General features: G+C 67.4%; 11 protein-coding genes. 7 read left to right on the plus strand and 4 right to left on the minus strand.

From position 1 onward, the window contains the following. Positions 1–70: 70 nt before the first annotated feature. Both DYI37_RS07930 and DYI37_RS07935 read left to right on the plus strand, forming a co-directional pair. A complete protein-coding gene (locus DYI37_RS07930) occupies positions 71–607 on the plus strand; it encodes a disulfide bond formation protein B (RefSeq protein WP_116682675.1) in 537 nt (178 codons plus the stop codon). Positions 608–813: 206 nt separating this feature from the next. Continuing rightward, positions 814–1,428: a glutathione S-transferase family protein gene (locus tag DYI37_RS07935; protein WP_116682676.1), complete on the plus strand. Its 615-nt coding sequence runs from the start codon at positions 814–816 to the stop codon at positions 1,426–1,428. Positions 1,429–1,453: 25 nt separating this feature from the next. On the opposite strand, the gene DYI37_RS07940 is transcribed toward DYI37_RS07935, so the two are convergent. Next, positions 1,454–2,494 carry an NAD(P)H-binding protein gene (locus DYI37_RS07940; RefSeq protein ID WP_116682677.1) on the minus strand — a complete coding sequence of 347 codons (1,041 nt, stop codon included), beginning with the start codon at positions 2,492–2,494 and terminating at the stop codon, positions 1,454–1,456. Positions 2,495–2,632: 138 nt separating this feature from the next. Next, positions 2,633–3,307 (minus strand): GntR family transcriptional regulator, encoded by a 675-nt coding sequence (locus DYI37_RS07945; protein ID WP_116682678.1) that lies wholly within the window; start codon positions 3,305–3,307, stop codon positions 2,633–2,635. A gap of 199 nt (positions 3,308–3,506) precedes the next feature. Between DYI37_RS07945 and dctP the strand changes: the two genes are divergently transcribed. The 5 genes from dctP to DYI37_RS07970 all read left to right on the plus strand — a co-directional run bounded on the left by dctP (position 3,507) and on the right by DYI37_RS07970 (position 9,468). Next, a complete protein-coding gene (dctP, locus tag DYI37_RS07950; protein WP_116682679.1) occupies positions 3,507–4,511 on the plus strand; it encodes a TRAP transporter substrate-binding protein DctP in 1,005 nt (334 codons plus the stop codon). Between the two features lie 193 nt (positions 4,512–4,704). Next, positions 4,705–5,265: a TRAP transporter small permease subunit gene (locus DYI37_RS07955; protein WP_116682970.1), complete on the plus strand. Its 561-nt coding sequence runs from the start codon at positions 4,705–4,707 to the stop codon at positions 5,263–5,265. Continuing rightward, positions 5,262–6,590 carry a TRAP transporter large permease gene (locus DYI37_RS07960; RefSeq protein ID WP_116682680.1) on the plus strand — a complete coding sequence of 443 codons (1,329 nt, stop codon included), beginning with the start codon at positions 5,262–5,264 and terminating at the stop codon, positions 6,588–6,590. The genes DYI37_RS07955 and DYI37_RS07960 overlap by 4 nt, the downstream gene beginning before the upstream one ends. Next, on the plus strand, positions 6,587–7,960 hold the full coding sequence (locus tag DYI37_RS07965; protein ID WP_116682681.1) for a malonyl-CoA decarboxylase: 1,374 nt from the start codon (positions 6,587–6,589) through the stop codon (positions 7,958–7,960). Before DYI37_RS07960 ends, DYI37_RS07965 begins: the two co-directional genes overlap by 4 nt. Continuing rightward, positions 7,957–9,468, plus strand: a complete 1,512-nt coding sequence (locus DYI37_RS07970; RefSeq protein WP_116682682.1) for a malonate--CoA ligase — start codon at positions 7,957–7,959, stop codon at positions 9,466–9,468. The genes DYI37_RS07965 and DYI37_RS07970 overlap by 4 nt, the downstream gene beginning before the upstream one ends. 296 nt (positions 9,469–9,764) lie before the next feature. Here DYI37_RS07970 and gltA read toward each other — a convergent pair whose 3' ends face one another. Continuing rightward, the gene (gltA, locus tag DYI37_RS07975; protein ID WP_116682683.1) at positions 9,765–11,057 is read right to left on the minus strand and encodes a citrate synthase; all 1,293 of its coding nucleotides are present in this window, start codon (positions 11,055–11,057) and stop codon (positions 9,765–9,767) included. Between the two features lie 158 nt (positions 11,058–11,215). Continuing rightward, on the minus strand, positions 11,216–12,664 hold the full coding sequence (gene gltX / locus DYI37_RS07980) for a glutamate--tRNA ligase (protein ID WP_425365031.1): 1,449 nt from the start codon (positions 12,662–12,664) through the stop codon (positions 11,216–11,218). Positions 12,665–12,680: the final 16 nt, after the last annotated feature.

The following is a 12,680-nucleotide window of genomic DNA, read 5'->3' on the forward strand; positions in this document are numbered from 1 at the left end:
ACACCCGCCTCGCGGGCCGCCCTGCGATCTGGTAAGCCCGGCGGATCAGGGCCGCAGGAGAGGCGAGGACATGATTACAGACCGGGTTCGCGCGACGGGCTTTCGCCAGAGCGCGGCGGCGATGGTGCTTCTTCTCGGCACCATGGGCACCGTCGGCACCGCGCTCCTCTTCCAGTATGTGGGGGGCTATATCCCCTGCGCCCTCTGCCTTGCCCAGCGCACGCCCTATTACATCGCGATCCCCGTCGCGCTCGCAGCCGCGATCGCGGCCGCCGGCCGGGCGAGCCCCGTTCTCGTGCGCGGCCTTCTCCTCGTCCTCGGCGGCCTCATGCTCTGGTCGCTCTATCTCGCCGTCTTCCATGCGGGCGTGGAATGGGGCTTCTGGCCGGGCCCGGCCGAATGCGCGGGCGGCGGCGGGGCCGATCTTTCGGCCGGAAACCTTCTCGCCACCATCGACGCGGTGCACGCGCCCTCCTGCGACGAGGCCGCCGGCCGCTTCCTCGGCCTTTCCTTCGCCGGCTGGAACGCGATCGCCTCGGCCATCTTCGCCAGCGTGGCGCTGGGTGCCGCCATCGCCAAATCCGATCGTCACGCTAGGATCCGTTGAAGGCCACCGGAGCGAATGTCCGGCCGGGTCTTCGGGTCTTCGGGTCGTAGGACCATGGGGCGTGATCGCTCGGCGAATGCCCCGATCCCGGAACGGATGAGGAGCTCTATCGAACCACTCGACCGGCGAGCCTTCGGCCGGCATGGTGGCGACGGAGTGCGGGCGGCCGAGACGGCGACGCTCGAGCCAGGGAGAGAGGCGACAGGATGATCACAGTTCACAACCTCGAATATTCCAGGGCCATGCGGGTCGTCTGGCTGCTCGAGGAGATCGGCACGCCATACGATCTCAAGTCCTACAAGCGCACGGACGCCTATCGTGCGCCGCCGGAGCTGAAGGCGGTCCATCCCCTCGGCAAGTCGCCGGTGATCGAGGACGGCGCGTTGACGCTGTCGGAATCGGCCGCGATCCTGCGCTATCTCGACGATCGCTACGGCGGCAACGCCCATCAGCCGCCGGCCCATTCCGAGGATGCGGCGCGGCACGACGAATGGCTGGATTTCGTGGAAGGCACCATGTCGCGCTCGGTGGTCGCCCATTTCTGGGGCCGCAAGAGCGGTGCGCCGGTCGACGAGAAGATGAGGACCGAGTTCGCCACCATCATGGCCTATCTCGCAAATTCGCTGGAGGGCCGCGCCTTCCTGATGGGCGAGACGCCCATGCTCGCCGACATCCAGATCTCCTATCTTCTCGCAATGGCGAATTATGCGGGCGCCCTTGCCGACCATCCATCCGTCTCGGCCTATTTCGAGCGCCTGATGGCCGTGCCCGCGGCCCGGCGGGCGGTCGAGAGATGCGGCCCGGTCATGCCGCCCGCCTGAGAACGGCGGGCAGGGCGCGGCGCGATCAGAACACGGCGTGATCGCCGCGCTCGTGCGTTTCAGTGCCCGAGACGAGATCGCGGTAGTGGTCGAACAGGGTGCGCTCGCCGGTCTCGGGCGTCAGATCGGCCTCGTAGCGACGGGTTTCGGGGTCGAGGACGAGCATGGACTGGGTCGCGTAGTAGTGGCCGATCCGGGCGAGTTCGGCCTTGCGCATCAGCGCCGGGCTGACCCGCCCGGCGACCGAGAGAGCCGTTCCGATCGTTGTCAGAAGAGCGGGCGGCACCTGCCGGAAACGCGGCTGCCTGCCGAGAAGCCGGAACAGGAAGAGGCCCTGATCGCGCGGCGAAATGGCCGGTCCCGGCCCGCCGATCGGCAGGATGCGGTTGCTGAAGGCCGGATCGTCCAGGCAGCGGACGATATAGCGGGCGAGATCGGCATCCGCGATCGGCTTCGTCGCGGTGAGTGTTCCGTCGCCGAAGAGAAGATAGGGCTTGCCCCGGCGCACCCGGTCGACCTGTCCTGACAGGGACTTGAAGAAGGCCGTGGGGCGGACGATCGAATAGTCGATGCCGGAGGCCGTGAGTTCGGCCTCGAAGGCGAGCTTCGCCCGCTGGAAGGCGAGGCGCGGGTGCTGCACGCAGATCGCGGACAGGAGAACGGCCTTCTTCGCACCGGCGCCGATGGCGGCCTTCAGCACATGCGAATTGGCGCGGTGGTCGATCGCATCCGCATCCGACGGCGTGCCGGTGCGCGAGGCAAGGCAGGAGACGAGGGCGTCGAACCGGTCGCCCGCGATCGCGTCGCGCGCAATCGAGCCCGGATCGCGGACATCGCCGAAGCGGACCCTGGCGCTTGGCGGAAGGCCGCGCGGATCGTGCGCCTGGGGACGGAGGTTCACGCCCGCCCCGAGCCGCACGAACCGGGGGCGCACGAAGCAGGTGACCTCGTGCCCGGCTTCGGTGAGCGCATGGGCGACCGCGCGCCCGATCGTTCCCGTCGCCCCCACGAGGAGGACACGGGAAGGCCGGCCGGACCTTGCGGGGGAAGGGGGAAGCGATGCCATCGCGCCACCATGGCGCGGCGGGACGCGAATGGGAAGCTTCGAAGAAAGCTCGGAAGAGGGGACGGGCCGCCGGCCACTGAGCGGGTACCGGTTCCGGCATGGCGCTTCGGAGCCGCAGGCCGTCGCGATGCCGCGCGGCTATTCGGCCGCGTCGCGGCGCTGGACGCTGGAGACGAAGTCGGCGAAGCGCTCGCCCTGGATGGTGATGTGCTTGCGCAGTTCGCGCTCGGCCGCCTTCTCCTCCCCCGCCGCGATCGCCGAGACGATCAGGCGGTGTTCGGCGAGGGATTGGCCGATGCGCTTGGGTACCCGCAGCTGAAGCCGGCGATAGGCCTTGAGGCGCTGGTGCAGGCGCTTGGCCTCGCTGGCGAGAAAGGCGTTGCCGCAGGCATCGTAGATCGCCTCGTGGAACAGACTGTTCTCGGCATAATAGGCATCCGCATCGCCCGATTGCGCGGCGCTCTCGCAGGCCTTCAGCGCGGCTTCCAGCCTGGCGAGCGGCGCGGGCTCGGCCCGGCGTGCGGCGAGCCGCCCGGCCATCGCTTCCAGTTCCGCCATCACCTCGAACATCTCGACGAGTTCGCGCAGGGAGACCTGCCGCACGAAGGCGCCGCGATTGGGCCGCAACTCCACCAGCGAGGTCGCGACAAGCTGGTGCAGGGCCTCGCGCACCGGGGTGCGCGACACGCCGAACCGCGAGGCGAGCGCCTGCTCGTCCAGCCGCTCGCCCGGCTGGCGCTCTCCGGTCAGGATCTCCTGTTCGAGCGCCTCGCGGATCGCGCCGCGAAGATGTTCCGATTTGCGTGTCGCCATGCCCGTCGCACCTCCCTCTCCGCGCTCCGCTGCCCGCGTTCCGGCCTGCCCCCGATCCGGGGAATGGACCGCGACGGGGTGCCGGTCTCCGCCCTCATCACGAAATTGTATACAAGGGCTTTGACATCGCATGCAACATCTGGTGTCATCCACCGACCGCGCTGGGAGGCGTGACCAAGAACAATCGGGAGGACTAACCATGAAGACGCTTCTCTTGTCGGCGCTCGCCGCCGCGACGCTCGCCACCACCGCGCTGACCACCTCGGCGCTCGCCCAGGACGTGACCCTGCGCGCCTCGCACCAGTGGCCCGGCGGCCAGGGCGATGTGCGCGACGAGATGGTGCAGATCATCAAGCGCGAGATCGAGGCCGCCGATGTCGGCCTCTCCATGCAGATCTTCCCCGGCGGCTCCCTGTTCAAGCCGCGCGACCAGTGGGCAGCGGTGACGCGCGGGCAGGTCGACGTCACGGCCTTCCCGCTCGACTACGCCTCCGGCCGGCACCCGGAATTCTCCGCGACCCTGATGCCGGGCCTCGTTGGCAGCCATGAGCGCGCTGCGCGCCTCAACGATTCGGAGTTCATGGAATCGATCAAGTCCATCGTCGACGATGCCGGCGCCATGGTCCTGTCCGATGCCTGGCTCGCGGGCGGCTTCGTCTCCAACACCAAGTGCATCACCTCGCCGGATACGGCGCAGGGCCAGATTCTCCGGGCCGCCGGCCCGGCCTTCGAGCAGATGCTGGTCGGCGCCGGGTCCTCGATCTCCTCGATGCCGTCCTCGGAAATCTATACCGGCATCCAGCAGAACGTCCTCACCGGAGCGAACACCTCCTCGGGCTCCCTCGTCTCCTACCGCATCTACGAGGTGGCGACCTGCCTGACGGCGCCCGGCGAGAACGCCCTCTGGTTCATGTACGAGCCGATCCTGATGTCGAAGCGCTCCTTCGACCGCCTGAACGACGCCCAGAAGGAGGCGCTCCTCGCCGCCGGCCAGAAGGCGGAGGAGTATTTCGCGACCGAGGCCGCCAAGCTCGATGACGAGCTCGTCACCACCTACAAGGATGCGGGCGTCGAGGTGGTCGAGATGTCGAAGGAGAACTACGACGCCTGGCTCGCGATCGCCAAGGAGACCTCCTACAAGAACTTCGCCGCAGAGGTTCCGAACGGCCAGCAGCTGATCGACCAGGCGCTCGCCGTCCAATAACGGGCCTGAATACCGCCGCGCGCTTCGGTGCCGCGCGGCGATTTTCGACCGAGGGCCGGCGATGCCGCCGGCTCGCCGCCTCGCGGGCCTAAGCGGGCTCGCGAGCCTCGACATCCGTGTCTCGCGCCCGATCGCAGCCGATCGCGCGCGACCATTCCCCCCGAACCCCGAATTCGACCGGAGGCCCCTTCGCATGCGTGGCTTCATCGCCGTCTCGTCCGCCATCTCGAAAGCCCTCGGCTTCGTGTCGGCGCTGCTTCTCGCCTCGGCGGTCCTGTCGGTCGCGCACATGGTGTTCGTGCGCTATTTCCTCGGCCAGTCGACGGTCTGGCAGACCGAATACACGATCTACGCGATCGTCTGCGCGACCTTCCTCGGCGCGCCCTGGACCCTTCTCGTGCGCGGGCACGTCAATGTCGATCTCCTGCAGATCGCCTCGCCGCCCAAGCTGCGCCTCGTCCTCCAGGTCCTTTCGGGCCTCGCCTCGCTGCTGTTTGCCGGTCTTCTCGCCTACGCCACCTCCTTCTACCTGATGGAGACCTGGGAATATGGCTGGCGCAGCGAGACCGTCTGGGCGGTGCCGCTCTGGATTCCGACCCTGCCCATGGCCGCCGGCTTCATCATGCTGAGCGTCCAGTACGTGGCCGAGATCCTCCGCCTCTTCCTCGACGGGCCGGACGTGCCCGAGAGCCCCCTCGCAGACCAGACCGAACTCTTCTCCGAAACGACGAAAACCGCCGAGGCCAGCCGATGACGCCGCTTCTTTCAGGCCTCGTGATGATGGTGGTGCTCTTCGCACTGCTCGGGATCGGAACGCCCATCGCCTTCGCCCTCGGCCTCGTGGCCTTCGGCGCCCTCTATGCCTCCTACGGCATCTCCTTCCTCGATACGATCGGCGAGCAGTTCTTCACCTCGATCGCCTCCTTCGGGCTCGTCGCGATCCCGATGTTCATCCTGATGGGCGCGGCGGTCGCCTCCTCGCCGGCGGGCAAGGACCTCTACGAGGCGCTCGACCGGTGGCTGAACCGGGTGCCGGGCGGGCTGGTCCTGTCCAATCTCGGGGCCTGCTCGATCTTCTCGGCGCTTTCGGGCTCATCGCCCGCGACCTGCGCGGCCATCGGCAAGATGGGCATCCCGGAAATGCGCAAGCGCGGCTATCCGCCCGAGATCGCCTCGGGCTCGATCGCCGCCGGCGGCACGCTCGGCATCCTGATCCCGCCCTCGGTGACCATGATCATCTACGGCATCGCGACCGAGACCTCGATCGGACGCCTGTTCCTGGCCGGCCTCATCCCCGGCCTGATGCTCACCGTCTACTTCATGATCTACACGATCTGGGCCTGCAAACGGCGCGGTATCGGCCTGTCGGAGCTGACCCGCAGCTACACGATGAGCGAGCGTTTCCAGGCGCTGCCCCGCGTCCTGCCCTTCCTCGCCATCATCGTCGCCGTCCTCTACGTCCTCTATGGCGGCGTGGCGACGCCCTCCGAGGCGGCCGGCATCGGAGCGCTGTTCTGCCTCGTCCTCGTCGCCATCGTCTACGGCATCTTCTCCACCACCTGGAAGTTCGGGCAGATGCCCGTCATCTTCCGCGACACGCTGAAGGAGAGCGTGATGATCATGATGATCATCGCGGCCTCGGAGATCTTCGCCTTCGCGCTGTCCTCCATGTTCATCACCCAGACCATCGCCCAGACGATCGCCGACATGGACGTCAATCGCTGGGTCCTGCTCGGCATCATCAATCTCTTCCTGCTGGTCGCCGGCTTCTTCCTGCCGCCCGTGGGCGTGATCCTGATGACCGCGCCGATCCTGTTGCCGATCATCACCGATGCCGGCTTCGATCCCTACTGGTTCGCCGTCATCCTCACGATCAACATGGAGATCGGGTTGATCACGCCGCCCGTCGGGCTCAATCTCTACGTGATCAACGGCATCGCGCCGGACATCTCCCTCGGGCAGATCCTGAGGGGCTCCATGCCCTACGTGTTCTGCATGGTCGCGGGCATCGTGACGCTCTGCCTCTTCCCGCAGATCGCCCTCTTCCTCCCGGATCTCATCATGGGACCGAGCCTATGAGCCGAATCTCGCTTCTCTCCGATCTCCTGAGCTCGTTCACGCCGCGCTCCTGGTTTTCCGACCAGCCGAACGAGCGGACGACGAGCGTGGAGGAACTGAAGGCGCTCTGCTCGAAGCTCGTGCGCTCGCGCGGCGAGGCGACGGGGGTGAGGATCGCCGCCGACATCCTTTCGGGCATCCGGGGGCTCGACGCGGACGGGCGCGCGGCCTTCTTCCGGATGCTGGCCGAGGACTTCTCGCCCCATCGCGAGCGCCTCGTGGAAGCGGCCGGCGCCTATGCCGCCGAGCCGGGTCCGCAGACCCTGTCGCGGCTCCAGCGCGAGGCCGAGCCGCCGCGCCAGGAGCTCTTCCGCAGGCTCAATCTCGCCCCGGGGGGCACGGCCGAACTCGTGCGCCTGCGCGAATATCTGCTGCCGCTCCTCGCCGACGACTACGAGGGCCTGAAGCCCGTGGACATGGACCTGCGCCATCTCTTCGGCTCCTGGTTCAATCGCGGCTTCCTGGTCCTGAAGCCGATCGACTGGGACACCTCGGCGCGCATCCTCGAAAAGATCATCGCCTACGAGGCCGTCCATGCGATCGACGACTGGGATGCCCTTCGCTCGCGCCTTGCCCCCAGCGACCGGCGCTGCTTCGCCTTCTTCCACCCCTCGATCCCCGACGATCCGTTGATCTTCGTCGAGGTCGCGCTGACGCGGGACATCCCCGCCTCCATCGGCGCGGTCCTGACCGACGAGCGGGAGGTGCTGGAGCCGCGCGAGGCCGAGACCGCCGTCTTTTATTCCATCTCGAACTGCCACAAGGGCCTTGCCGGCGTCTCCTTCGGCTCCTTCCTCATCAAGCAGGTGGCCGAGGACCTGAAGGACAGCGTGCCGGGGCTCTCGACCTTCGTCACCCTCTCGCCGGTGCCAGGTTTCGCGCGCTGGGTCGACGGGCTGGACGAGACGTTCGTCGCGCGCCTCGACGCGGGCGAGAAGCGGGCGCTCTCGATCATCGCCGAGGAGGGCTGGGCCTTCGACGAGAAGCAGGCCGAGGCCGCGCGGCCGGGCCTCCTGTCGCTCGCCGCACGCTATTTCCTCACCGAGCGGCGAGGCGACGGCCAGCCGATCGATCCCGTCGCCCGCTTCCATCTCGGCAATGGCGCGATGCTGAACCGCATCATGCACCGGGCCGACATCTCGCCCGGCGGCCTGAAGCGCGCCAAGGGCCTGATGGTCAACTATCTCTACGATCTTCCGAAGGTCGAGGAGCGTCACGAAGCCTATGCCGACGAGGCCGCCGTGGCGGCCAGCCGGCAGGTGCGGCAGCTTCTGCCCGCAGGCTCCGAACGGCGCACCGACGCCGTGACTGCCAAGGGACACGCCGCATGACGAACCACCTCTTCGACGGACTGACGCGCGAGGGCCTGAAGGAGCCCGGCCGCATCTTCGCCACGCTCGCCGACGGACGCAGCCTCACCTATCGCGATCTCGACGAGGAGACCGCCCGGCTCGCCAATGTCCTCGTCTCCCTCGGCGTCGAGCCGGGCGACCGGGTCGCCGTCCAGGCCGAAAAGTCGATCGGGGCCCTGTTCCTCTATCTCGCGACGGTGCGCGCGGGCGGCGTCTTCCTGCCGCTCAACACCGGCTATACGCCGAGCGAGATCGAATACTTCCTCAACGATGCCGAACCACGCGTCTTCGTCGCCTCGCCGAAGGCGGCAGACGGTCTGAGACCGATCGCCGAGGCCGCCGGCGCGCGGCTGGAGACGCTCGGCAGCGGGGGCGGGGACGCCGGCACGATCATGCGGACGGCCGAGGCGGCCGACGCCTCCTTCGAGCCGGTCGCGCGCGGCGAGGACGATCTCGCCGCGATCCTCTACACCTCGGGCACCACCGGCCGCTCCAAGGGCGCGATGCTCAGCCACGGCAATCTTCTCTCCAATGCCGAGGTCCTGCGCGAGGAATGGGCGTTCACTCAGGGCGACGTTCTCCTCCACGTCCTGCCGATCTTCCACACCCACGGCCTGTTCGTCGCAACGAACACGGTGCTCGCCGCCGGCGCGTCCCTGATCTTCCTCGAGAAGTTCGATCTCGACGCGGTCTTCGCCCGTCTCGGGCAGGCGACCGCCATGATGGGCGTCCCGACCTTCTATACGCGCATGCTGGCCGACGAGCGGCTGACGCCCGAAAGCGCCGGCCATATGCGGCTCTTCACCTCCGGCTCCGCGCCGCTTCTCGCCGAGACCCACCGGGCCTTCGAGGCCCGCACCGGCCAGCGCATCCTCGAGCGCTACGGCATGACCGAAACCAACATGAACACCTCCAACCCCTATGAGGGCGAGCGCCGGGCGGGCACCGTCGGCTTCCCGTTGAAGGGCACGGAGCTGAGGATCACCGGCGAGAGCGGCGAGAGCCTGCCGGATGGCGAGATCGGCTCGATCGAGGTCCGGGGGCCGAACGTCTTCGCCGGCTACTGGCGTATGCCGGAAAAGACTGCCTCGGAGTTTCGCGAGGATGGGTTCTTCGTCACCGGCGATCTCGGCGTCGTCGATGCGGACGGTTATGTCTCGATCGTCGGGCGCGACAAGGACCTCGTGATTTCGGGCGGCTACAACGTCTATCCGAAGGAGGTCGAGCTTGCGATCGACGAGCAGCCCGGCGTCGTGGAAAGCGCCGTCATCGGCGTGCCTCACCCCGATTTCGGCGAGGGCGTCGTCGGCGTGGTGGTGGCGTCGAAGCCGCTGGACGAGGCTGCCATCGTCGCGCCGCTGAAGGAGCGGCTCGCTAAGTACAAGCAGCCCAAGCGCATCGTCTTCGTCGACGAACTGCCGCGCAACACCATGGGCAAGGTGCAGAAGAACGTGCTGCGCCAGACCTATGGTGATCTCTTCCGCTAGACCGTCTGGCCGGCTCCTCGGCCTGCCCGACCCGGCGGGTCGCTCCGGGGCCGGGGGACGCCGAACGCCGCCCGGTACCTGGGCTCCTGGTACCGGGTCGTCGAGCCCGGCCCGCTTCGCATCAGTTCCTCGATGCCCAGAACGAAAAAGGCCCGGCCATCCGAGGGGATGGCCGGGCCTTTTTGTTTTCGAGGGATCTGAAGCCCCGGCCGCGCCGGATCGAGGCCCCGCAGACCGTGGCGCGTCGCGGCGCGGGCCCCGGCCGGAACCGGACCCCCGCGCTCGCCGTCAAGCCGTCAGCCGCGGCCGTCGACCGGCAGATAGTCGCGCTGGGGCGCGCCCGTATAGAGCTGGCGCGGACGGCCGATGCGCTGCTTGGGATCCTCGATCATCTCCTTCCACTGGGCGATCCAGCCGACGGTGCGCGCCACGGCGAAGAGCACCGTGAACATCGCGGTCGGGAAGCCGAGAGCCTTCAGCGTGATGCCGGAGTAGAAGTCGACGTTCGGATAAAGCTTCTTCTCGATGAAGTACTCGTCGGTGAGCGCGATGCGCTCGAGTTCCATCGCCACTTCCAGAAGCGGATCGTCGCGCACGCCGAGCTCGTCCAGCACCTCATGACAGGTCTTCTGCATGATCTTGGCGCGCGGATCGTAGTTCTTGTAGACCCGGTGGCCGAAGCCCATCAGGCGGAACGGATCGTTCTTGTCCTTGGCCCGCTTGATGAATTCGGGGATGCGGTCCTTCGTGCCGATCTCCATCAGCATGTTGAGCGCCGCCTCGTTCGCGCCGCCATGGGCGGGGCCCCAGAGGCAGGCGACGCCGGCCGCGATGCAGGCGAAGGGATTGGCGCCCGAGGAGCCGGCGAGGCGCACCGTCGAGGTGGAGGCGTTCTGCTCGTGATCGGCGTGGAGCGTGAAGATCCGGTCCATCGCCTTGGCGAGGACGGGATTGATCTCGTAGGGCTCGCACGGCACGGCGAAGCACATGTGCAGGAAGTTTTCCGCGTAATCGAGGTCGTTGCGCGGATAAACGAAGGGCTGGCCGATATGGTACTTGTACGCCATGGCCGCGATCGTCGGCATCTTGGCGATCATGCGCAGCGAGGCGACCATGCGCTGGTGCGGGTCGGCGATATCGGTCGAGTCGTGATAGAAGGCGGACAGGGCGCCGACGCAGGCGACCATCACGGCCATCGGATGGGCATCGCGGCGGAAGCCGGTGAAGAACCGGTTCATCTGCTCGTGCACCATGGTGTGGCGCGTCACGCGGTAGACGAAGTCTTCCTTTTCGCGGGCGGTCGGAAGCTCGCCGTAGAGAAGCAGATAACAGGTCTCGAGATAATCGCCCTTCTCGGCCAGTTCATCGATGGAATAGCCCCGGTGGAGCAGGATTCCCTCGTCGCCGTCGATATAGGTGATCTTCGATTCGCAGGATGCGGTCGAGGAAAAGCCGGGATCGAAGGTGAAGAGACCGGTATCCTTGTAGAGACCGGTGACATCCACGACGTCGGGACCGATCGACCCCGAATAGATCGGCAGGTCGGCCTCATCCGAGCCCAATGAGAATTTCGCGGACTGATCCGTCATCTGTTTCCCTTCCGTTGGCGACCGCAGCGGAGCCCGAAGGCCTGCTGCAGCGCACAAGGTTGTCGTGAGCAATGCCTACTGCATCCGCGCGGGCGGAACAAGTTGAGCTCTCGCGGCGCAATATGACGCGCCGCAGGCAAGCCGGTAGAGCACAAGGCTCACCCTGCCGACTGATCCTTTAGTCGGGCAAGGCTTTCCTCGCGGCCGAGCACCGCCAGAACGTCGAAGACGCCCGGCGAGGTCGAGCGTCCGGTGAGTGCCGCGCGAAGCGGCTGGGCGGCCTTGCCAAGCTTCATGTCCTTCTCCTCGGCAAACGCGCGAACCTCGGCCTCCAGCGCTTCGACAGACCATTCGCCGGCAGCTTCGAGGCGCGGCAGGAGATCGCGAACCGTCTCGCGGCCGCCATCGTTCAGAATGGCCTCTGCCTTCTCCTCCATGGGAAGCGGGCGCTGCGCGAAGAGATAGGTGGTGCTGTCGGTCAGCTCGACGAGGGTCTTGGCCCGCTCCTTGAGGCCGGGCATGGCGGCGAGAAGAAGGGCACGGGTCTCCTCGTCGGGCTTGCGCTTCAGGATCTCCCCATTGGGCAGGTGGTCGCGCTCGACCATCAGCATGTCGGCGAGTTCCGCGTCGCCGGACTGGCGGATCCACCAGCCGTTCAGCGCCTCGAGCTTCTTGAAGTCGAAGCGCGCCGCGCCCTTGTTGATGTCGCCGACATCGAACCAGGCGATCATGTCCTCGGTGGACATCAGCTCGTCGTCGCCATGGGCCCAGCCGAGGCGCACGAGATAGTTGCGCAGGGCGACGGGCAGGAAGCCCATGGCGCGATAGGCCTCGATGCCGAGCGCGCCATGACGCTTGGAGAGTTTGGCCCCGTCCGGCCCGTGGATCAGCGGGATATGGGCCATCACCGGCACGTCCCAGCCGAGCGCCTTGTAGATCAGGGTCTGGCGCGCGCCGTTGGTGAGGTGATCGTCGCCGCGAATGATGTGGGTGACGCCCATGTCGTGGTCGTCGACGACGACGGCGAGCATGTAGGTGGGCGAGCCGTCCGAGCGCAGGAGCACGAAATCGTCGAGCTCCTTGTTGTTGAACACCACGCGGCCCTGCACCTTGTCGTCGACCACCGTCTCGCCGTCGAGGGGCGCCTTCAGGCGGATCACCGGATCGACGCCCTCGGGCGCCTCGGACGGATCGCGGTCGCGCCAGCGCCCGTCATAGCGCGGCGCGCGCTTCTCGGCCTTCGCGCGCTCGCGCATCTCGGCGAGCTCTTCCTGGCTCGCATAGCACTTGTAGGCCTGGCCCTTGGCGAGAAGCTCCTCGGCGACCTCCCGGTGGCGCGCGGCGTTCTCGAACTGGGAGACGGGCTCGCCATCGGCGTCCAGCCCCATCCATTTCAGGCCCTCGATGATCGCCTCCACCGCCTCGGGCGTCGAGCGCTCGCGGTCGGTGTCCTCGATGCGCAGCAGCATGCGCCCGCCGCGCCCGCGCGAATAGAGCCAGTTGAAAAGGGCCGTGCGCGCGCCGCCGATATGCAGGAAACCGGTGGGCGAGGGCGCGAAGCGGGTGACGACGCCATTCGTCATGAATGCTCCGATCGTTATGGGCATCGGACCCCGGGGAAGT

Origin of the sequence: Fulvimarina endophytica (genome assembly GCF_003403015.1) — a bacterium.
In the GTDB taxonomy this organism is placed as follows: Bacteria; Pseudomonadota; Alphaproteobacteria; order Rhizobiales; family Rhizobiaceae; genus Fulvimarina; species Fulvimarina endophytica.

Excerpts from the sequence above, each read along its gene's own strand:
- DYI37_RS07930 (WP_116682675.1), top strand. The coding sequence starts at position 71 with ATGATTACAGACCGGGTTCGCGCGACGGGCTTTCGCCAGAGCGCGGCG.
- DYI37_RS07935 (WP_116682676.1), top strand. The coding sequence starts at position 814 with ATGATCACAGTTCACAACCTCGAATATTCCAGGGCCATGCGGGTCGTC.
- DYI37_RS07940 (WP_116682677.1), bottom strand. The coding sequence starts at position 2,494 with ATGGCATCGCTTCCCCCTTCCCCCGCAAGGTCCGGCCGGCCTTCCCGT.
- DYI37_RS07945 (WP_116682678.1), bottom strand. The coding sequence starts at position 3,307 with ATGGCGACACGCAAATCGGAACATCTTCGCGGCGCGATCCGCGAGGCG.
- dctP (WP_116682679.1), top strand. The coding sequence starts at position 3,507 with ATGAAGACGCTTCTCTTGTCGGCGCTCGCCGCCGCGACGCTCGCCACC.
- DYI37_RS07955 (WP_116682970.1), top strand. The coding sequence starts at position 4,705 with ATGCGTGGCTTCATCGCCGTCTCGTCCGCCATCTCGAAAGCCCTCGGC.
- DYI37_RS07960 (WP_116682680.1), top strand. The coding sequence starts at position 5,262 with ATGACGCCGCTTCTTTCAGGCCTCGTGATGATGGTGGTGCTCTTCGCA.
- DYI37_RS07965 (WP_116682681.1), top strand. The coding sequence starts at position 6,587 with ATGAGCCGAATCTCGCTTCTCTCCGATCTCCTGAGCTCGTTCACGCCG.
- DYI37_RS07970 (WP_116682682.1), top strand. The coding sequence starts at position 7,957 with ATGACGAACCACCTCTTCGACGGACTGACGCGCGAGGGCCTGAAGGAG.
- gltA (WP_116682683.1), bottom strand. The coding sequence starts at position 11,057 with ATGACGGATCAGTCCGCGAAATTCTCATTGGGCTCGGATGAGGCCGAC.
- gltX (WP_425365031.1), bottom strand. The coding sequence starts at position 12,664 with ATGCCCATAACGATCGGAGCATTCATGACGAATGGCGTCGTCACCCGC.